General features: G+C 40.9%; 18 protein-coding genes and 1 riboswitch. Of the genes, 15 read left to right on the top strand and 3 right to left on the bottom strand.

All coding sequences use genetic code 11. From position 1 onward, the window contains the following. Window positions 1–118: 118 nt before the first annotated feature. Entirely contained in the window at window positions 119–868 is a 750-nt protein-coding gene (locus tag AC622_RS09960) for an SDR family NAD(P)-dependent oxidoreductase (RefSeq protein ID WP_049670936.1), read from the bottom strand. Window positions 869–1,214: 346 nt separating this feature from the next. Here AC622_RS09960 and AC622_RS09955 point away from each other — a divergent pair, with 346 nt between their 5' ends. Beyond that, window positions 1,215–2,903, top strand: a complete 1,689-nt coding sequence (locus AC622_RS09955) for a glycoside hydrolase family 68 protein (protein ID WP_053103743.1) — start codon at window positions 1,215–1,217, stop codon at window positions 2,901–2,903. A 94-nt stretch (window positions 2,904–2,997) separates the two neighbouring features. Here the strand turns inward: AC622_RS09955 and AC622_RS09950 are convergent, their stop codons facing one another. Further along, window positions 2,998–3,384 carry a hypothetical protein gene (locus tag AC622_RS09950; protein WP_049670935.1) on the bottom strand — a complete coding sequence of 129 codons (387 nt, stop codon included), beginning with the start codon at window positions 3,382–3,384 and terminating at the stop codon, window positions 2,998–3,000. 341 nt (window positions 3,385–3,725) lie between these two features. Here AC622_RS09950 and AC622_RS09945 point away from each other — a divergent pair, with 341 nt between their 5' ends. From AC622_RS09945 to AC622_RS09930, 4 genes are all read left to right on the top strand, one after another. After that, the gene (locus tag AC622_RS09945; protein ID WP_053103742.1) at window positions 3,726–5,420 is read left to right on the top strand and encodes a glycoside hydrolase family 68 protein; all 1,695 of its coding nucleotides are present in this window, start codon (window positions 3,726–3,728) and stop codon (window positions 5,418–5,420) included. A gap of 436 nt (window positions 5,421–5,856) precedes the next feature. Continuing rightward, the gene (locus AC622_RS09940; protein ID WP_049670934.1) at window positions 5,857–6,582 is read left to right on the top strand and encodes a ZIP family metal transporter; all 726 of its coding nucleotides are present in this window, start codon (window positions 5,857–5,859) and stop codon (window positions 6,580–6,582) included. Window positions 6,583–6,769: 187 nt separating this feature from the next. Beyond that, window positions 6,770–7,828: a threonine aldolase family protein gene (locus AC622_RS09935; RefSeq protein WP_049670933.1), complete on the top strand. Its 1,059-nt coding sequence runs from the start codon at window positions 6,770–6,772 to the stop codon at window positions 7,826–7,828. 150 nt (window positions 7,829–7,978) lie between these two features. Beyond that, window positions 7,979–8,416, top strand: coding sequence for a hypothetical protein (locus tag AC622_RS09930; protein WP_049670932.1), 438 nt, complete (start codon window positions 7,979–7,981; stop codon window positions 8,414–8,416). Between the two features lie 61 nt (window positions 8,417–8,477). On the opposite strand, the gene AC622_RS09925 is transcribed toward AC622_RS09930, so the two are convergent. Further along, on the bottom strand, window positions 8,478–9,212 hold the full coding sequence (locus AC622_RS09925) for a TVP38/TMEM64 family protein (RefSeq protein ID WP_049670931.1): 735 nt from the start codon (window positions 9,210–9,212) through the stop codon (window positions 8,478–8,480). 212 nt (window positions 9,213–9,424) lie between these two features. Between AC622_RS09925 and AC622_RS09920 the strand changes: the two genes are divergently transcribed. The 10 genes from AC622_RS09920 (at window position 9,425) to AC622_RS09875 (ending at window position 20,425) form a co-directional block, all read left to right on the top strand. After that, window positions 9,425–11,005, top strand: a complete 1,581-nt coding sequence (locus AC622_RS09920) for an amidohydrolase (RefSeq protein ID WP_049670930.1) — start codon at window positions 9,425–9,427, stop codon at window positions 11,003–11,005. 67 nt (window positions 11,006–11,072) lie between these two features. Next, window positions 11,073–11,630, top strand: a complete 558-nt coding sequence (locus tag AC622_RS09915; RefSeq protein ID WP_049670929.1) for a thioredoxin family protein — start codon at window positions 11,073–11,075, stop codon at window positions 11,628–11,630. Window positions 11,631–12,060: 430 nt separating this feature from the next. Next, window positions 12,061–12,161: riboswitch (purine riboswitch) on the top strand. A gap of 137 nt (window positions 12,162–12,298) precedes the next feature. Then, on the top strand, window positions 12,299–13,594 hold the full coding sequence (locus tag AC622_RS09910; protein WP_049670928.1) for an NCS2 family permease: 1,296 nt from the start codon (window positions 12,299–12,301) through the stop codon (window positions 13,592–13,594). Between the two features lie 477 nt (window positions 13,595–14,071). After that, window positions 14,072–14,272 carry a cold-shock protein gene (locus AC622_RS09905; RefSeq protein ID WP_049670927.1) on the top strand — a complete coding sequence of 67 codons (201 nt, stop codon included), beginning with the start codon at window positions 14,072–14,074 and terminating at the stop codon, window positions 14,270–14,272. A gap of 235 nt (window positions 14,273–14,507) precedes the next feature. After that, window positions 14,508–14,831 carry a DUF2087 domain-containing protein gene (locus AC622_RS09900; RefSeq protein ID WP_049672886.1) on the top strand — a complete coding sequence of 108 codons (324 nt, stop codon included), beginning with the start codon at window positions 14,508–14,510 and terminating at the stop codon, window positions 14,829–14,831. Between the two features lie 267 nt (window positions 14,832–15,098). Continuing rightward, the gene (locus AC622_RS09895; RefSeq protein WP_049670926.1) at window positions 15,099–17,153 is read left to right on the top strand and encodes a thioredoxin domain-containing protein; all 2,055 of its coding nucleotides are present in this window, start codon (window positions 15,099–15,101) and stop codon (window positions 17,151–17,153) included. A gap of 71 nt (window positions 17,154–17,224) precedes the next feature. Then, the gene (locus AC622_RS09890; RefSeq protein ID WP_049670925.1) at window positions 17,225–17,407 is read left to right on the top strand and encodes a hypothetical protein; all 183 of its coding nucleotides are present in this window, start codon (window positions 17,225–17,227) and stop codon (window positions 17,405–17,407) included. Between the two features lie 282 nt (window positions 17,408–17,689). Continuing rightward, complete coding sequence (locus tag AC622_RS09885; protein ID WP_049670924.1) at window positions 17,690–18,094, top strand: DoxX family protein; 405 nt, start codon at window positions 17,690–17,692, stop codon at window positions 18,092–18,094. Window positions 18,095–18,172: 78 nt separating this feature from the next. Continuing rightward, on the top strand, window positions 18,173–18,361 hold the full coding sequence (locus AC622_RS09880) for a YkvA family protein (RefSeq protein WP_049670923.1): 189 nt from the start codon (window positions 18,173–18,175) through the stop codon (window positions 18,359–18,361). 615 nt (window positions 18,362–18,976) lie between these two features. Then, window positions 18,977–20,425 carry a sensor histidine kinase gene (locus AC622_RS09875; protein ID WP_049670922.1) on the top strand — a complete coding sequence of 483 codons (1,449 nt, stop codon included), beginning with the start codon at window positions 18,977–18,979 and terminating at the stop codon, window positions 20,423–20,425. Window positions 20,426–20,434 lie beyond the last annotated feature (9 nt).

The raw sequence follows: 20,434 nt of genomic DNA, 5'->3' as shown, positions 1-20,434 counted from the left end.
ATTTGAACATGATCGAAGTCACTTATCAATCAATGCAATTTCTCACGGTATAAGGTTACAAAAAGGGGTAAATGAAAAAACATCTAGAGGAAAACCTCTAGGCCAAATGGTATTTTATTTACTTCGTATTCGTAAACCCACCATCAATCCGGATCACTTCCCCGTTAATATACTGAGCCTCTGAGGTAAGAAGGAAGGTGACAAGTTCGGCTACCTCCTCAGGAGTCCCTAACCTTCTTTGAGGAATTCCCTTTGTGGCGTTCTCCTTCATGGAAGGATTTGCTTCATAAAAGGCTTTGACCATCGGCGTTTCTGTTGGACCTGGTGCAATGGCATTGACACGCAGGCCGTCTTTAGCATATTCAGCGACCATGCTCTTTGTCAAACCAATAATTCCATGCTTGGTGGCGGAATAGGTTACGACAGAATCCTGTCCAATAACCCCAGCGCTTGAAGCGGTGTTGACAATAGAGCCGCCGCCGTTTTTAAGCATCGCCTCTGCTACATATCGAACCCCATATAGGGCACCCATTAAATTGATATTGACGATTTGCTGGATCTCTTCAATCTTCGAATTAAGGAAATAAGAACCGCTACCGGAAATCCCTGCATTATTGAAAAAATAGTCAATTGATCCAAAGTGTTCGATTGTTTGTTCAACATAACTCTTCACATCTTCTGGATTTGAAACATCAGCTTTAATAAATAGGGCATCCACTCCATTTTGCTTAGCTGTCTCGACTGTTTCATGACCACCCTTTTCATTGATATCAATGGCAGCAATAATAATCCCCTCTTTGGCTAAACGAATGGCTGCAGCTTGTCCTAAGCCGCTCCCTGCTCCAGTGATAATGGCTGTTTTTCTCATGTTATTACCTCCTTAGTTGTCAAGGCACATACATATGGCACCTGCCATTTTTTACCCTAATAAACGGGAAACAAACTCATAAAGCAAGGCGGAAGGGGAGCAAGCTGAAATGCGTGTTTATCTGAACGCCAGATTCAGAGTTAGAAACAAATAATAGGCTTCCCAAACGTAACGGCAGCGGCCGATAAGAGATAGGAATCTATTATTTTTTTCGATTTGCTAGTACAAATGCATTAATTATCGGTAAATCGAAAATATTAATAGGTTAGAGCATGAACAAGCCTTTCGCCTTTTCATAATGTATGAATGTAAGCTTACACAACTAAATAAAAAGGAGTGTTGTAGATTGTCTAACAAGCACTACTATATGAAGGGGTGCAGACAATACTTTCCGGTTCCGGGAAGTATGAATCAGCTAGATAGTCAAATCATTAACCGTAATTTCCCAAGTGGTTCATCAGGGAATACCCCAGTAACCTTTAGAAGGTTCTCAAAGAAGCAAGTAAAGAATTTCTGTAACTATGACCCTGTGAAAGATTTTGATTGCTGCTTGGAAGAGCATATTGATGCTGTCCCATCTAGGTGGACGAGGGAACAATCGGAGCAAATCAGAATTACGTCTACTAATGTCACCAATGTTATTAACGAGCCGTTTCCTAGGATATCTCCAGACTTGTTTATATGGGATATGTGGCCATTAATGACAAAGGATGGGTCGGTAGCAGAGCTGCCAGGCGGCTGGAGAGTATTGTTTGCCTTATCTGCTCCGAAGAGTGTTCTTCCTGGTAAGCGCCATGATATAGCGAGAATCGCCTACTTCTATTCTCGAAACGGTGCTGATTGGATACAGGGAGGATATGTATTTGCAGAAGGGACTGCTTTTGGTTCAAGACAATGGGCTGGTTCAGCCATGCTTGACGAGGATGGCAGAATCTATTATTTCTATACCGCTACAGGAAGAAGAGGAGAAGCTCAAATCACGTATGAACAACGGATTGCGTTAACGAGCAGTGACTATATTTCCAACCTGGATGGGGTGAGATTAGTCAATTTTGCTCCGCATGAAATTATCTTAGAGCCTGATGGGGTATTATATCAGACACAAGAGCAATCCAGCGGTGGAATCATTTATGCTTTCCGTGACCCATTCTTCTTTAAAGATCCAGCAACAGGCTGTGAGTACTTGTTATTCGAAGGAAATGTCGCCGGAACAGCAAGTGATATTAACTGCGGGCCTAATGTACCGCCTGAAGCAAGATACTATACAGGGAATATTGGTATTGCCCTGCTCCGAAGCGATGATTATTCAGAATGGGAGCTTCTGCCGGCATTGCTTGAGGCAACCTGCAATAATCAGCAAACAGAGCGTCCGCATATCGTTGTAAGAGGAGGAAACTACTATTTATTCACGGATAGTCACAAGTTTACCTTCGCACCTGGACTTGAACCAGGACCTGGACCGGATGGGTTATATGGATTTGTTGCGAGCGGGCTAAGAGGGGATTATGTTCCATTAAATAATGGAGGATTGGTCTTGGCAAACCCTCCGCAGGAGGAGTATCAGGCTTATTCATGGCTTGTTCTTCCTGACTTTTCAGTCCTAAGCTTTATCGATAATTTCAATCTTCAAGGAATTAGTATTGATGAGGTCGGTTTACTGCCGGCAAGATTCCAATTTGCTCACTTTGGAGGGACATTAGCACCGACTGTGCAATTGGAGGTATCAGGTACAGAAACACAGGTTGTGAATGAATTGGATTATGGATTGGTCATGCTTGCTCAATCAGAGAGTCCTAAATGTCACCTGGATTGTGAGGAAGACGATAAAGATTATGAAGATGACTACGAGGACGATTGTGACGGCCGACACTCTCATAGAAGACGCCATAGAAATAATCATAATCACGGAAATGGACATCATGACGGACACTATTGTGATGTAAGACACCCTGAAGATGACTATAGCAGAGACAACGGACACCAAAACAAGCAAAACCATAAGAGAAAGAAAAAGAAAGACTGCGGCTGTAAGTAATGTATAATTGACAAAATGAATCGAAGGAAGGGGTCTTGCAGGGTTGTTTTGCAAGACCTTTTCTCTTTTTAGTGAATAGAGAGACTGATAGATATTATGTTTGTTTTATGGAGATGGCCTTTGAATAATAGATAGCCTTACACCCTTCTAAATCTTCTTCTCGCATGAAGCCTAGTTTAATGGAGGCGTTAATCTTCTCTTCATCAGGGATTTTGATTACCTTAATGAGATCCTTCATTTTCAGCTCCTCTAGTTTCTGCACCGTGGGCTCTGGAAGATATTTTTCTGTCTTTCTAATTTGTCGTTGCAGCTTAAGCCCTTCTTCTATTAACTCTCCTTTTTGATTCACTCCTGCCTGCTTGTCAAAGAATTGATGAAAGACTTCCTTCAAGACGTTCATTTCATCTTCTATCGCCTTTTTTTCTTTGCTTAGAGAATGGTAACGAGCCATCATGTCTGCCGTTATCAGAATATCATTCATGTATTCCCCTCCATATTTATAGCTAGTTTGTACAACATATTTTCTTTTGGCGCATTATATGCCTATCGTGGATATTTCCGATTCCATGTAAGCTATTTCAAAGGGAGCATGGACAGTAGGACTGCTTTTTCTGGTCATGCACCATCCGGTTGGGGGAAGTGATAGGCTTTATGCCTTTGTCTGTGCGGGCGGGCTGTTTGTTATTTCGTCTTTTAAGCGGCGATTATATAAAGTTTTTAAAATATGTATAGATTCTAGGTTAATAACGGAAACAATATTTCCGCACATTCATAAAGTGGTTATTGTCAGCTTGTATTACAAAATCGAAGGGGCGTTTTTAAATGACTAATAATAATCATCATCATATGAAGGGGTGCAGGCAATATTTCCCTGTTCCTGGAAACACGAATCAACCAACAGGAAACATCAGTAATCGGAATTTTCCGAGTGGCTCATCAGGTAATATGCCAGTCACTTTTAGAAGTTTTTCAAAAAAGCAAGTCAGAGATTTTTGTCATTATGACCCGGTTAAAGATTACGAATGCTGTTTAGAAGAACACTTAGATGCCGTTCCATCTTCTTGGACAAGGGAGCAATCGGAACAAATTAGAATCACTTCTACCAATGTATCGAGTGTCATTAATGAACCTTTCCCTCGTATATCGCCGGATTTAAATATATGGGATATGTGGCCGCTGATGACGAAGGATGGTTCTGTTGCAGAACTGCCAGGCGGGTGGAGAGTCTTATTCGCCTTATCAGCACCAAGGAGCGTCCTTCCAGGTAAGCGTCATGATATCGCACGAATCGCTTATTTCTATTCTCGAAACGGCTATGATTGGATTCAAGGGGGCGCCTTATTTGAGGAAGGGACAGCCTTTGGTTCAAGACAATGGGCTGGGTCCGCTATGCTTGATGATGATGGCCGTATCTATTATTTCTACACGGCAACAGGAAGAAGAGGAGAAGCACAAATCACATATGAACAACGCATTGCCTTATCAAGCAGTGATTATATCTCAGACTTAGATGGGGTTAGATTTGTGAACTTTGCTCCTCATGAAATCATTCTTGAGCCGGATGGTGTACTATATCAAACACAAGAGCAATCCAGCGGCGGCATTATTTATGCATTCCGCGACCCATTCTTCTTCAAGGATCCTGCAACTGGATGCGAATATTTATTATTTGAAGGGAATGTAGCGGGGACGGCGAGTGATGTCGATTGCGGTCCTAATGTACCGGAGGAGGCGAGGTATTATACCGGTAATATCGGAATCGCGCTGCTTCGGAATTATGAGTATTCCGAATGGGAGCTTCTCCCTGCGCTCCTTGAAGCAAGCTGCAATAACCAGCAAACAGAGCGCCCTCATATCGTTGTAAGAGGTGGAAATTACTATTTATTCACGGATAGCCATAAGTTCACTTTTGCTCCTGGACTAGTTCCCGGACCTGGACCGGATGGGTTATATGGGTTTGTTGCAAGCGGCCTGCGCGGAAATTATGTCCCTTTAAATAATGGCGGACTTGTCTTAGCGAACCCGCCGCAGGAGGAGTACCAGGCTTATTCCTGGCTTGTTCTTCCGGACTTCTCGGTCTTAAGCTTCATCGATAACTTTAACCTGCAAGGAATCAGCATTGATGAAGTAGGTTTATTGCCGGCCAGCTTCCAATTTGCTCACTTTGGGGGTACGTTAGCGCCGACCATACAATTAGAGGTATCAGGCACCACGACTGCAGTGGTCAATGAATTGCCATATGGCTTAGTCATGTTGGCGCAATCAGAAAGCCCTAAATGTAATCTCGATTGTGAGGAAGACAAGAATGATCACGATGATGATTATGATGATTGCAAAGGAAATCACAAGCACGGAAGAAGACATGGTCATAAACATCATGATGATGTAGACCATCATCACGGACACAATGGAAAAGGCAATAAGAAGGATCAAAAGAAATGTGATTGTCATAAAAAGGACAAGGAATGTGACTGTGATAAAAAGAACAAAAAGAAGAAAAAGAAAAAGAATAAATAAGAAATGTGACGGCATTTAAGCGCTGACCGTTTGAAAGATTCGTTTAATGAGGTCCTGCAAAAGATTAAATCTTTTGTGAGACCTTTTTTTATTTGGATAAAATGATGCTTATCCTCCATTTAACCTCTTCAAGGCCTTCCTCTTTTGAAGATTTCATTCTATAAAGGCAATCATTCATAGCTCATCTAGTTGATTGAAGTTTCGTTTCCATATGCTCCTTTAGAATTGTCACATCATTATGAACCCTCTTTAACCCCCTGTTCCTTTAGGCATAGAATTGCCTTTTCTCCTAATTTCAAGCATTTTTGAGCAGCTCATCGTTAATCAGGGCAATATATAGGTATCATCGTTGTTTTAAAGGGAAAGGTTTATTTCACCTAGATTTAGCTAATGTTGAGGAGAGAATGTAAACCTGAATGGAAGGAGGCTGCATATGATGTGGTCAGCTGCCATGTGGGGAGCTGTTTCTGGTTCAGCAGTATTTGTCGGTGCGATCCTAGCCATGGTGTTTCATTTGTCTGGAAAAATGATTGGGTATGTGATGGCTTTTGGAACAGGTGTATTAATCGGAGCTGCTGCCTATGAATTATTGGGCGATTATGTTGAAAAAGGCGAGATTTTGTCTGTTTCGATTGGATTCATGATTGGTGCTATAACCTTTACACTGCTGAATTCCTATATTTCTAAAAGAGGGGCTGGAGAGCGGAAAAGATCTGGCAGTCAAGGTGAAGGAGGTTTTTCCATTTTTATCGGCACGGTGATGGATGCTATACCGGAGTCCATCATGATTGGAGCAAGTCTGCTTGCGGGGCCTTCAGTCAGTTGGATGCTCGTTGCAGCGATTTTTATTAGCAATATCCCCGAGGGACTTTCCAGCACGACCGGATTGAAGAAGGGCGGGTATCCTGCTTGGAAGATTTATGTCCTGTGGATTGCTGTTATCCTTATATCAGCGCTGGCCTCCTTCTGTGGATATGTCTTTCTGTCTGCAGCATCGGAATCCATTATGGGCGGCATTGCAGCCTTTGCGGCAGGAGGGATAATCGCTATGGTCTCATCGACGATGATGCCGGAAGCCTATGAAAACAGCGGCCCGAGTACTGGATTGATTACCGCTTTTGGATTGCTGCTTTCGCTTATCCTTGATTATTTCTCCGGATGAACTGCGCCTCTGTTCAAGCTTGTGCATTCCATTCACATGAATAGAGAGAAAAGGCTCTGTTTTCATTCAGGGCCTTTTTGTAAGCCTTCATTTCTATTGCTTCAAGTAAAAGTGGTTGAAAAGAGGCTGTTTTTTCCTTATTCTAAAATAACAGACTTTAGAATGTTAACAGTGGAGGCAGTGCAATATGTATAGTTTCAAAAATGATTATAGTGAAGTTGCCCATCCAGCCATCTTGAAGGCAATGGCAGAATCAAATTATGAGCAGGAAGAGGGTTATGGGTATGATTCCTATACGCAAGAGGCCATCCGGCTGTTAAAGGAACAAATTCAAAATCCAGCTGTAGATATTCATTTACTGACTGGGGGAACCCAAACAAATCTTACAGCCATTTCTGCCTTTCTAAAGCCACATCATGCTGTCATCGCACCGCATACGGGCCATATTTATGTCAATGAAGCGGGTGCTATTGAAGCAACTGGCCATAAAGTGATTACCGTACCGGGAGAAGATGGCAAGCTTAAGCCAAATCAGGTGGAAGCTGTTCTCGCAAAACATCCGGACGAACATACAGTCATGCCTAAGCTCGTTTATATCTCGAATCCGACTGAGCTAGGTACGATTTATACAAAAAAGGAACTGCAGGCTTTAAAAACGGTCTGTGAACAAAACCAGCTTTATTTATATGTAGATGGAGCAAGACTTGGCTCCGCCCTCATGTCTTCAAATAACGATATGACATTGGCTGAGTTTGCCGTGTATCCAGATGCCTTTTATATCGGCGGGACGAAAAATGGTGCAATGATGGGAGAGGCTCTTGTGATTCAGCGGGAGGAGCTTAAGGAGGACTTTCGTTATTTAATGAAGCAAAAAGGGGCCATGCTGGCAAAAAGCCGGATCCTTGGCATCCAGTTTTTAGAGCTGTTTAAAGGCCATTTATATTGGGATTTAGCTGACCATGCTAATCACATGGCGATGAAGCTTCAAGAGGGATTGAAGAGAAACGGCATCTCCTTCCTAGCGGAAACTTCAACAAACCAGCTCTTCCCTATTCTTCCAGACAGCGTTATTCTTGAGCTTAAGGAGAACTATTCCTTTTATGTGTGGGAGCAAGTAGACGAGGAATCTTCCGCCATCCGTTTGATAACCTCCTGGGCAACGAGGGAATTGATGGTTGATGCCTTTATTGAGGATGTAAAGTGTCTTAGGAAGAATAGGAAGAATAAGAATATTGCCTTTGCGTGAATCGAGAATGCCCCTTCCAATTTATACATTGGAGGGGGTTTTTGTGTGAATGAAAATGATTCATACGTTGAAAATTGATTTAGGAGCTTGTACAGGCAATCCCTTTCTGCACACATAGTATGTAATATAAATCAGAAAGGGGGAATAAGTATGGCTTTGATTAACTATAACCGAAGCATACTAACAAATTTAAGAAATGGTGTATCCATTCCTGTAACGTCAACACCACGGCGTATTATGGAATTCGGCTTATTTATTGATAATCCAGTAAACTTTGTTGAGTTGCTGACAACTGTAGGGTGGGATGTTACGAATGTGGAATTAAGAAGCAACCAACCTAATCAACCAACTCTTCAAATCGAGGTCAGAATGGATGGTACGACGGTCGGAAGCACCACACAGGAATCCATTTCTAATAATGAGGACGAGCCACTCGAGATGACCACGAAATTTCAAACGGTTCTAACGAATGTATCAGCAGGACATCATGTTTTCCAAGTCTTTGTATCTAACACTCAGCCAGAACAAGGGGATATTACCATTTCCGGACCGGCAAACGTTTCAGGTAAATTAATACGTAATTCGTAACATAACGACACCAAAATAGGAAAAACCAAAAGAGCTAACGCCTCAAAAAGTCATAGAGGAATTAGCTCTTTCTTTTTTTCTGGGTTTTAGCAGCCCATTTATAGAGATGGTTCCGGTTCATGAGAAACAGGATAAAACACCCGATCCATATGAGACCGAGAATGATGGCGTTCTTGTAATGACCGCGAACGATGAAATGCCCCATAAAATTGCTGAACATGATGCCTGGAAAACCGCCGAAGAAAACAGCCCATGAAAAGCCTTTTGTGGATATGGACGATTTGGCTGCTATGTATGGGATAAAGCCATTGGGCATGATGGGAATCCCATAAGCTAAGATAATCATCAAGGAAGGATGTTCAGATTCACTGATAAACTTCCATCTCGGATTTATCTTACCTGTTGAAGGAATAAAGCGCTCCAATAAACCGTGTAATTTTCTGGCCAGTGCAAATACAGCGACATTAGCCGAGACGAATCCTATTGTACAAACAATGGTACCGATGAATCCGCCTAATACAAGTCCCGCAGCAATATTGACCGGTGCCCCTGGAATGATTATGGAGAAGGTTTGGATGTATTCAAGTCCAATCGTAAATAAGACAGCATAAAAGCCGGTTTCATGTTGAATCATCTGCTCAAGCGCATCCCTGTCTCCCGTCAATAGAACTGGGAAGAACTGAGGGTTCCATTTTTGGATAAGCCAGAAGATAAATGCAGCCATACCTAGAAAAAGGAAAGCTTCCGTAGCCAGCTGTCTCAAGGCGGTGAGCTTGCTCCCTGTATGTTTCGCCATGGCTATCAGACCCTTCTTGTTTTATATAAATATCGGTCAATGTGAATAAATACACTTACTATTATACAATATGTTCTTTTGGCAACAATCGCAATTTTCCATCATATATCTTTAGTAAACAAACGGATTGACCATATTCTTCCAAGTTTTATACAATAGTAAAAATAGGCAGAGACGAGGATAGATTCCTCGAATAAAAGGGGATAGAGAAAATGAAACAGCTTTGGTACGGGGGGCCCATTTATACAATGGAGCGGGAGATGGAGACGGTGGAAGCCGTTCTAGTGGAAGATGGCATCATTGTTGATGCTGGAAAGCTCATTGATTTGAAGCAAGAGGCTGATGAGTGTGTGGATTTGAATGGAGCGGCTATGTATCCTGGCTTTGTTGACAGTCATATTCACCTGCTCAATCAGGGAGAAAAGCTGATGAGGCTGGATTTATCCCAAGCTAAGTCAGCGGAAGAAATGCTCGAACTTCTTCGGCAAGCAGCTAATATTACCTCTGAGGGAGAATGGCTGTTTGGTGACGGATGGAATGAGAATCAGTTCTCAGATAAGCGGATTCCTTCTATAGAAGAACTTGATGCCATTCATGCAGGACCTGTACTGTTGACACGCGTCTGCCGCCATATGACTTTAGCGAATACAGCTGCCTTGAAAGCTGGTGGAATCGATAAACATAGTATAGCACCCCAAGGCGGTGAGATCGGCCGTGATGAGAATGGAAACGTAAATGGTTTATTATATGATCAAGCAATGAACGCTGTTAATGATGCCCAGCCGAAAATGGGAGAGGGGTATCTTGCCTACTTAACCGAAGCACTGGAGCGAGCAATCCGGCAAATGCAAAGCTATGGTTTGACAGGTGCCCACACAGAGGATATGGATTATTTCGGTCCATATCAGAATCCATTAACCGCCCTTCAGCGAACAATTGGGAAAGAACATCATTTCCGGGTAACCTTGCTGCGCCATAATGCTGTCTTTGAGAAAATGATGAATGATCAGCCCGATTTTGATGAACCGTTCATTGAACCTGGCCCCATGAAAATCTTTGCTGATGGGGCATTTGGAGGATCTACAGCTGCCCTATCAAGCCCGTATGCGGATAATCCGGATCATACAGGACTTCTCATTCAGACAGATGAAGAGCTTGCCAAATTGGTTCAACAGGCAAGGTCGTACAATGAGACCGTCGCTGTCCATATCATCGGGGATATGGCAGCAGAGCAAGTGATCAGTGTCCTTGAGAAATATCCAGCTCCAGCAGGTAAGCGGGACCGCTTGATTCACTGCAGTGTTCTTCGTTCTGATTTAATCGAACGGATGAAGAAGCTTTCTGTTGTTCTTGATCTTCAGCCTGCCTTTGTCCCATCAGATTTCCCTTGGGTTATTGACCGTCTCGGGGTTGATCGGCTAGGGTGGTCTTACACTTGCCGCTCGCTCATTAACGAGGGATTCATGTGTGCGGCTGGCACTGATGCACCGGTTGAGGATATCAATCCCCTCTGGACGATTTATGCGGCGGTTGAACGGAAAAATCCGGGTGAGCAACATGATGGTTATCTGCCTGAAGAGAAAATATCACGTTTCGAGGCTATCCAAATGTATACCGTCGGAAGTGCGCAGGCTATTTGCAAGGAGCATGAGCGCGGCCTGATTAAAAAAGGATATGTGGCTGACTTCTCCATCTTTGACCGTGATCTATTCACTGGAACGACAGAAGATATGTTAAGGGCCTGTGCTGTTAAGACAGTCGTAAATGGGAGAATTGTCTATGAAAGAGCATAATCATGGGGACAATTCATTTAGGCATGTATAATTAGCCAGAGAGACATTTGAATGAGGAGGAACAAGGATGAAAACAGAACAACAGTATTATGATGAATCTCCAAGCATCCAAGAATACATGGAGAAGATGTCACAGCTAAAGGAGCCATCCTTTCAAATTTATCATCAATTCGAGGTTCCTCAGGATACTTTCATCCAGCAGTTGAAAGCTGCGAATGTACATATCCTCGCCATCACGGAAGATTGGTGCGGAGACGCCATGCTGAATAACCCGATTATCCGAAAAGTTGCTGAAGCCGCTGGTGTAGAGGTGCGAACTGTATTGCGTGATGAAGATACAGACTTGATTGACCGCTATTTAACGAATGGCGGGCGTGCAATCCCCCTTTATTTGATCTTAAACGAATCGGGCGAGGTCATCGCAAAGTGGGGCCCGCGCGCACCTGAATTGCAGAAATACGTGATGGATGGCCGTGCTCAATTACCAGCTAAAGAGGAGCCGTCATTTGAAGAGAAATCAAAAGCGTTCTATGATGAATTACGTCGCGCTTATACGGAACGGACAGCTTATTGGATGAATGTGTATGACAGCTTCAAACAGGCAATCTCTCCTAAGCTATCATAAGGAGTTAATCGGACCATGAGGGGGCCTTAGCTCACAACGAGCAAGGTTCTCTCTACCTTTTACACATGTCAGGATCATGATAAATCATCCAATATTTCATCTGATTTTCCCATCTGTTTTATTCGATGTATAATAAGAATCAAAATCCTCGATCACATACCCGCCAACCAGCCAAATCCGTATTTTCTCCGCCTTTGATTTGCCTAAGCTGTCTACGATAGATCGGTTTTCTTTATGAACACAGTTCATAACCTATTTCAATAAGTATTTACTAAGCATTTGGACTAATGCCCTGTATACATTCCTCCGTTAAAGGACATGCTATATGGAAATAATATTGGCTTCCATCCAGCTTCCATCTATTACAAGAATAGTCTATCCCTATTAATTCATTGACTTTTTAAGTCTAGATTGTTAAAATACTAATGTTTTTAATATAATAGATAAACCTTGTATAAATTCAAGAATATGGCTTGAACGTTTCTACCAGCTACCGATAATAGCTTGTCTACAAGGGATGAGAAATGATTGATTTTTTTATTCCGTTTTGTAGAAAAGCTTTGGCCAAATAATGGTCAAAGTTTTTTTCATATCTACCGAGAAAGCCAAATGAACGATTTCTTTACTAATCATAGAAGCTTCCTCAATCAATCTAAGGAGACGACAACATGAAAGACTTTTTTAAATTTGCAGAACGGAACACTTCCTATAAGCAGGAAACACTTGCAGGGATAACGACCTTCTTATCGATTGCCTACATATTAGTTGTCAATCCGCTTATTCTAAGTCAATCCGGGATGGATAATGGGGCTGTATTCACGGCAACAGCACTTACTGCAATCATCGGAACCCTACTTATGGGGTTGCTTGCAAACTACCCTATCGCCATTGCACCTAGTATGGGATTGAATTCATTCTTCACCTTTTCTGTATGTATAGGGATGGGGATAGAATGGCAGGTTGCCTTAACGGGTGTTTTTGTCGCAGGCATCATTTTTATGCTATTAAGCTTAATGAAAATCCGAGAAAAGATCATTAATATCATTCCAACTGATTTAAAATATGCCATCGCTGCTGGGATCGGATTTTTTATCACATTCATAGGGTTGAAAAATGGCGGAATGATTATTGGTAATCCTGATACGTTTGTTTCCATTGGTGACTTAACTTCACCTATGACCCTGCTTGCCACTATTGGTCTTATTACGACCATTATTATGTTAGTACGTGGCATAAACGGCGGGATTTTCTACGGGATGGTCATTACAACGATTGTAGGAATGATAGCTGGATTAATAGAGGTTCCTTCTTCGATTGTTGGAACGATACCGAGCATCAAGCCAACATTCGGTGTTGTATTTTCTCATTTAGATGAGATCTTTACACCGGAAATACTGACCGTTATCTTCACGTTTTTAATTGTTGCCTTCTTTGATACAGCAGGCACCTTGATTGCTTTAACTAGTCAAGCAGGAATGATGAAAAACAACCAGATACCAAATATCGGGAAAGGGTTGCTTGCCGATTCTACGGCTGGTGTAATTGGCGCTATTTTAGGCACATCGACACCCGCTACAAGTGTTGAATCCTCCGCTGGTATTGCTGTCGGAGGAAGAACAGGCTTCACGTCTGTTGTTATTGCCGCTTGTTTTGTGATTGCTTTATTCTTTTCTCCGCTTGTTGCCGTTATATCAGTGGAGGTTACATCGGCTGCATTAATCATTGTCGGTGCATTGATGGCATCGGAAATCAGCAAGATAAACTGGACGAAATTAGAAATTGTCATTCCTTCATTTTTAACCATTATTATGATGCCTCTTACATCTAGTGTGGCAATCGGGATTGGATTAGGTTTTGTTTTTTATCCGATTTGTTTAGCAGCTCAAAAGCGATATAAAGAAATTCACCCAATTATGTATGTGTTATGTTTGTTATTCATCTTATACTTTGCTTTTATATTGTAGGAATGTTGCTGATAGAGAGAATAATGCCTAGAGGGACACACATCAGTACCATTACATTCATGTGATTAAACCATAAAAGACATCGGTTAGGTTCGCTAATCGATGTCTTTTTTCACACTTAGGAATCAGGATGCAAGCATGATGATATTCTTTGGAGTGATTGTTCAATAAAAGATTCATTTAATCGGGTTAATGGCTTAGTGCAAATCAAGTGTTGACCGATTTTATGCCGGAACATATAGACGATAATTGTTTATGTATAACACAATTGAAGTGGATTGATCATCAGTATAGCTGGGGGATTCGTTTTTATCTCCAAACCTTAATGAAATACGCATTTGCAATTATATCCAATATCTGTTAACCTGAGAAGGTATTATTTTTTGTTCTTTCATATAGAAAGATGGTTGATTTTCATCTAAGGTTTTGAGCAAGAATAGTAACTATCGTGCTAAGAGCACTAGGAGGCAACACTTAATGGAACAAGGTACAGTAAAATGGTTTAACGCAGAAAAAGGTTTTGGATTTATCGAACGTGAAGCGGGAGAAGATGTATTCGTACATTTTTCAGCAATCCAAAGCGATGGCTTCAAATCTTTAGATGAAGGTCAAAGAGTTTCTTTTGACATCGAACAAGGCGCTCGCGGAGCTCAAGCATCTAACGTACAAAAAGCCTAATCAATATACTGAAGAGATCCTGAATATCAGGGTCTCTTTTTTATGCCTGAAAAGGAAGGACTCCATCATGTGCGCTTGTTTTTAGCTTGTTTTTGAGTGTAAGTCTTCATACTGGCTTAATAATGGACTGGATTCGAGGAATTCAATCTCTATTTTACATATAAGTTCAAGGAAGAATAGTAAGGTCAATAATGGTATGATAAACGTACAAGAGGCAGGGATGGGAGTGAGAATCATGAAGTACCCGTATACGGAAGAAGAAAGAAACCAAGTTATGATGAATTTCATGAAGGAAGGGAAAGTAACAGCCATTCCTGCAAAAGAAAAGAAAAAGTACATATTATTAGATCAGTTCATTAAACGTTTGGATGCAGGGAAAATGTATTCCGAGCAAGAGATCAATAATGAACTACTCTCGATGTACTCCTTGAATGATTATGTCGAGCAAAGGAGATACCTGATCATGTTCGGTTTCATGAAAAGAACCTCAGATGGAGCAAAGTATTGGTTGATTCAAGAGGACCGCTCTGAGAACGAGGAACATAAATTTTTGAAGTGATGATTATATAGGGCAAAAGACTATCCAATTTACCGGATAGTCTTTTTTAACAATCTGCAATCATTTTTGATTGAGGAAAATGATGTCATTGAGCCAGATAGAACGGAAGTCTTTCTTTGGAAACTCTTTTCATTTTCAGGCATGATTAATATCAGTAGATGAGGTTTAATCAGTGAAGAACAGTAAAAGGTATAGATGTGGAGTAATTGAAGAGTGATTTTGAAAAGACACTACTAAACAACATTTACAAAAGGAGGAAAGTGGATAATGAATGATAAATCTCACACAAACAGGCTAATCAACGAAAAATCCCCCTATCTTCTCCAGCATGCTCATAACCCAGTTGACTGGTACCCATGGGGAGCGGAGGCTTTCGAGAAGGCAAAGCGGGAAAATAAGCCTGTATTTGTGTCCATCGGGTATTCTACCTGTCATTGGTGTCATGTTATGGAGAGGGAAAGCTTTGAGGATCCGGAAATTGCTGCTCTCTTAAATGAGCGCTTTGTCTCTATTAAGGTAGACCGGGAGGAGCGCCCGGACATTGATTCGATTTATATGAATGTGTGCCAGATCATGACTGGTCAGGGCGGCTGGCCGCTGAATGTGTTTTTGACGCCTGATCAGGTTCCGTTCTATGCAGGGACATATTTTCCAAAGAATAGCCGTTATGGTCTTCCTGGAATGAAGGATATCGTGCTGCAGCTTTATGATGTGTATTTAAATGATCCAGAAAAGATTACAAAGACAGGCGAGCGGCTCCATAAGGCGCTGGAACCAGCTCCATCCACTAGTGGTGAGTCATTGACGCTTGTAGCGATTGATGCGGCTGTTAAGCAATTTAAGAGTATGTTTGATGAACAGTATGGCGGCTTTGGAGCGGCACCTAAATTTCCGACACCGCATAATTTGATGTTCCTGCTTCGTTATTATCAGTTCAGCAAGGATGAGAAGGCCCTGCAGATGGTACAGAAAACATTAGACGGACTGCGTCGAGGTGGAATTTACGATCATATTGGCTATGGATTCTCCCGCTATTCTACCGATGAGCTTTACCTCGTTCCTCATTTCGAAAAGATGCTTTATGACAATGCGATGCTGCTCATGGCCTATACAGAGGCGTATCAGGTGACGAAGGATGAGCAGTATAAGAATACGGCTGAGCAAATTATCACCTATGTGCTGCGTGATATGCGTCATCCAGAAGGCGGCTTCTATTCGGCAGAGGATGCAGATTCGGAAGGGATAGAAGGAAAGTTCTATGTGTGGGACTATGAAGACGTTCTGGATCTTTTAGGTGAAGAGCTTGGCGACCTTTACTGTGCCGTCTTTGATATAACACCAGAAGGGAATTTTGAAGGGGCATCTATTCCGAATCTTATTCGCGAGCCAATTGAGTCATTTGCCGCTCATAATGACTTGGATGCTGACGAAGTGAAGCGTGACCTGGAGGAAGCTCGTCAAAAGCTATTTACGGCAAGAGAGGAACGAATTCATCCGCATAAGGATGATAAGATTCTGACTGCATGGAACGGCTTGATGATTGCTGGTTTGGCAAAGGCAGGACGTGTTTTTGACCATAAGGAAGCTATTGGAGCGGCGGAGCAGGCCATTCAGTTTATCGAGAGGGAACTTATGGTGAATGGACGTGTAATGGTCCGTTATCGAGATGGGGAGGTTAAGCAGGAAGGCTTTATAGATGATTATGCCTACCTGACATGGTCGTATATTGAGCTTTATGAGACGACGTTAAATATAGCCTATCTTGAGCAAGCGAAAAAACTGGCTTCAGAAATGACTCGCCTTTTCTGGGATGATGAGCATGGCGGATTTTATTTCTATGGGATCGATAATGAAGCACTCCTCATACGGTCAAAGGAATATTATGATGGGGCTCTTCCATCCGGCAATAGCGTTGCTGCACTGCAGCTATTAAGACTTTCTCGTCTTACGGGAGACTTTCAGCTTGAAGAGAAGGTTGAAGAGCTTTTCAGGACGAGCGGAGCGGATGTAACCCACTATCCAATGGGCCACACATACATGCTGATGGCGTATTTGACAACAGCAATGAAGATGAAGGAAGCAGTTGTGTTTGCCAAGCCTTATCTTGACGACCCATTCCTGAATTACCTACAGAAGGAGTTTCTTCCGGAAGTCACCTATTTGGCAGGGACGGATAGCTCTAAATTAAAAAACGCGGCGCCATTTACGGAGGGTTATCGCGTATTAGATAAACAAACGTATTATATATGCGAAAACTTTGTTTGTCATGCACCTGTAACAGACATAGAAGAGGCTATAAGGCAATTAAGGACAGACCGGTGATAAATAACCGGTCTTTTTTATGTGATGGTTTGTACCCATTTAGAAAAGTCATGTTCGGAGGATACGAATGGATGAAAATACCCCCTGCTATTAGCAGCAGCGCCCTTTTTCTTGGTGTCATCTGGCTAATGGACACGTTAGATGAAGAAAATGAGAGTGATAACATCGCCGCAATTACAGAAGAATCAAGGAAAGAGGAAAATAAGGAGCAAACCGGCTTTATCGAAGGAATCAATCAAACCACATTAGAATAACTCAATTATCGACTTATTACACAAGATTACTCATCAAAAAGCGACTGCTAAGGATAAATAAGACGCTATCCCAATGTCTAAGGTAAATGTCCACTCCGCTAAGTAACAACTCTCCCAATTAGACATCCAGTATAAATCAGATTTATTAGAGATTTTGACTAGATGGGCTCCCAAAAAGATCTTGACCATAATTCCTTTTGGAATAAGCAAGGCGACTTTTATGTGTTTACAAGAGATTAAGGAAAGGAATAGAGGAGGAAAAAGGGAGGAAAAGTGGAAACGATGAGAAACCTTACACGAATCCTTTATAGCATTGTTTTACTAATAGCAGGAATCCTGCATTTTACCCGCAAAAGGAATTTTATCTATATCATGCCGAAAGTGATTCCATTTCGGCCCTTCTTCGTGCTTTTTACAGGGATTTGTGAGCTCATGGCGGGTATTGCTCTCTTTTTTAATCTATTCAAAAGGCTGACCGGTATGCTTTTAACCATCTTTATGATTCTTATCTATCCTGTCAATATTTATATGGCGCTCAAGAAGAAACCTCTCGGGCCTAAACAGAAGGCACTTCCAGTTGCTCTATGGCTACGGCTTCCCCTCCAAATACCTTTCATAATCGGTGCTTATCGGTGGAGCAAAGAAGGAAAGAAAGCCGCTAGAAAAATGGTCCAACATGTACATTAGTTTTTTATGGACAGTTTTTTTATCCCTCTGTTAAAATGAGTCGAGCCCAAGATGAAGGGTCAGAGGAGGATAAAACTGTTGTCAAAACTGTCGAAAAAAACGAAGTTTGCTCTTTTGGGAGCGGGACTGTATATTATTATGCCAGTAGATGTTATCCCGGATTTTTTTGTTGGATTTGGACAGGTGGATGATCTTGCTGTTGCAACATACCTGATTAAATGCCTATACGAAGACTTGAAAAAACCAAAAAAAGCGAGCCTTTCATAAATCAAACCTTAAACCGAATCTGCGGCAGATTCGGTTTTTATGTTGTCTTAATCCCCATATGATGCTGGCGGCGGTTCCTTGCAGTATAGTTCATTTATAACCATGTTCCAAATCTTCATAATCAGTTACTAAAATAGGCAATCAAGTGAAAGAAAAACATGATATATAAAGGATTTGTTAAACATATGAGCTTTAAATAAACTATGTTCTAAATCTTCATAGTATAAAAACACATGGCAGCAAGATAAAGTTATTGGAGAATAATAACTACTTTAAAAAGCAATAAGCTGCTCATTCAAAAAGGACGAACCATTGCGGATACAAGATTTTTGTAAACAAAATAATCTTTAGTAGCTTAACTACAATGTATATGGAATTCGTGAGGTATCGGCGAATACTATTTGGGGCAGACAAGGTTTTTTGATTCGTTGTATCTTATCAACGGTGAGTGAAGAAGAAGGAGTCCAGTTATCTACTGAAAGATAAAAGCGACCACTTATTAGTTTAATAAATATTCTTAATAATCGATTTCAAAAAATATCGTGATATAATAAATAGTCTTTTTGAGTTGTTTAATTTAGTTTAAATACATAGTAATAGAATGGACGGAGATTAATGGTTAAATGGATAAGTAAATCAAAAATAACTATTTTCTTTTCATTTTTTATGCTCATTCTGCTGATATGCAGTACAATTATTCTTTATACTTACACAAGAACATCCGCCTTGATGAGGAAAGAAGCTTTTGAACTATTTCCCATTCATATGCATGTGGAGCAACTAATTAGTAATAAAGACCTGTCTGATGCTGATTTAGAAAAAGCTTTCATAGATCTTCCTAAAGGTTCGCAAATCATCTTTGTAAAGAATAAAGAAAACGGATTAAAAAATATCTTTTACAACGAAATAGACTCCATGATTGATAAAGGCATCAATAAATTATTTATTCCGTTATTAAACACCATGCTTAAGCAAATTAACATTGATGATGTGGTAAATTCATTTTATGATGAGCATGTCACGATCAATTTTAGAGAGACTAGTGATGGATACTTTTTCCAAGTCGTTCATGCGATTGATACAGAACACTTTAAAGGGGATATTTATGTGATGGATAACCTCACGTCTAATCTCCTCGACCGATTTAAAGGTCTTATTTATCAATCTTTGTTTATAGCCTGCTGTGCCATCCTATTCACGATGATTAATTACATCGTCATCAATAAGTTACTCTTTATCCCCTTTAAAAAAATGAGACAACACTATGCTTCACATACAAAGTTTAATATGAAATTATTTGATTATGAAAGAATGGCTTTATCAGAAGTGAAAGAGACAATTGATGTTGTCAATAATACGATATTAGAAATGCAGGAAGGCATTATCGAGACAAAATCCTTTCTTGATGAGATGGTCCATGAAATTAAAAATCCAGCCCATAATATTAAAAATGAAATTGAATTCATTAATGATAGCATTGATGACCAGGATATTAAGCTAAATCTCTCTTCCGTTACAAAGGAAACGGAAAATATCATCTCCTTGCTTTCAAGTATTAAGATTCTTTATGACATTTATTACTTAGGGGGAGAACCGCCAAATATCTGGATTGAACCAATAATAAATATAGAGAATATTGTCAATGAGTATAGGGCCAAGCAACAAAATCGAATTTTCTATTTTAAACATCATCTGAAGAAAAAAACGAAAATATGGATGGATGAAGGTTCTATCGAATTAATCATCCGAAACCTTTTGGATAACGCCATCAAATATTCGAGAGATGGCTCATCCATTTTTATTGGCATCCGAGAGGACGATAACGGAACCAAGCTTCTAATAGATATCGTCAATACAGATTCAAGCATTGAATATAATAAGATAGGGAAAATATTCGATAAATATTACCGTACGAATGACGCAAAAGAGAGTACAGTTGGTGCAGGTATCGGTCTTTGGCTAGTAAAAAACATTGTAGAGATCTATGAATCTGAAGTTTCGGTTCAAAGCACCCATAATACAACAGGGTTCATCCTTACCTTTGAACATGTGAAACATGACTAACATTGAGAA

The organism is Bacillus sp. FJAT-27916 (assembly GCF_001183965.1).
Classification (GTDB): domain Bacteria; phylum Bacillota; class Bacilli; order Bacillales; family Pradoshiaceae; genus Pradoshia.
This window is presented reverse-complemented; position numbering and strand designations above follow the sequence as displayed.

Bases quoted from the DNA above. Each gene is read 5' to 3' on its own strand.
- AC622_RS09960 (WP_049670936.1), bottom strand. From the start codon at position 868: ATGAGAAAAACAGCCATTATCACTGGAGCAGGGAGCGGCTTAGGACAA.
- AC622_RS09950 (WP_049670935.1), bottom strand. From the start codon at position 3,384: ATGAATGATATTCTGATAACGGCAGACATGATGGCTCGTTACCATTCT.
- AC622_RS09945 (WP_053103742.1), top strand. From the start codon at position 3,726: ATGACTAATAATAATCATCATCATATGAAGGGGTGCAGGCAATATTTC.
- AC622_RS09940 (WP_049670934.1), top strand. From the start codon at position 5,857: ATGTGGTCAGCTGCCATGTGGGGAGCTGTTTCTGGTTCAGCAGTATTT.
- AC622_RS09935 (WP_049670933.1), top strand. From the start codon at position 6,770: ATGTATAGTTTCAAAAATGATTATAGTGAAGTTGCCCATCCAGCCATC.
- AC622_RS09930 (WP_049670932.1), top strand. From the start codon at position 7,979: ATGGCTTTGATTAACTATAACCGAAGCATACTAACAAATTTAAGAAAT.
- AC622_RS09925 (WP_049670931.1), bottom strand. From the start codon at position 9,212: ATGGCGAAACATACAGGGAGCAAGCTCACCGCCTTGAGACAGCTGGCT.
- AC622_RS09920 (WP_049670930.1), top strand. From the start codon at position 9,425: ATGAAACAGCTTTGGTACGGGGGGCCCATTTATACAATGGAGCGGGAG.
- AC622_RS09915 (WP_049670929.1), top strand. From the start codon at position 11,073: ATGAAAACAGAACAACAGTATTATGATGAATCTCCAAGCATCCAAGAA.
- AC622_RS09910 (WP_049670928.1), top strand. From the start codon at position 12,299: ATGAAAGACTTTTTTAAATTTGCAGAACGGAACACTTCCTATAAGCAG.
- AC622_RS09905 (WP_049670927.1), top strand. From the start codon at position 14,072: ATGGAACAAGGTACAGTAAAATGGTTTAACGCAGAAAAAGGTTTTGGA.
- AC622_RS09900 (WP_049672886.1), top strand. From the start codon at position 14,508: ATGAAGTACCCGTATACGGAAGAAGAAAGAAACCAAGTTATGATGAAT.
- AC622_RS09895 (WP_049670926.1), top strand. From the start codon at position 15,099: ATGAATGATAAATCTCACACAAACAGGCTAATCAACGAAAAATCCCCC.
- AC622_RS09890 (WP_049670925.1), top strand. From the start codon at position 17,225: ATGAAAATACCCCCTGCTATTAGCAGCAGCGCCCTTTTTCTTGGTGTC.
- AC622_RS09885 (WP_049670924.1), top strand. From the start codon at position 17,690: ATGAGAAACCTTACACGAATCCTTTATAGCATTGTTTTACTAATAGCA.
- AC622_RS09875 (WP_049670922.1), top strand. From the start codon at position 18,977: ATGGTTAAATGGATAAGTAAATCAAAAATAACTATTTTCTTTTCATTT.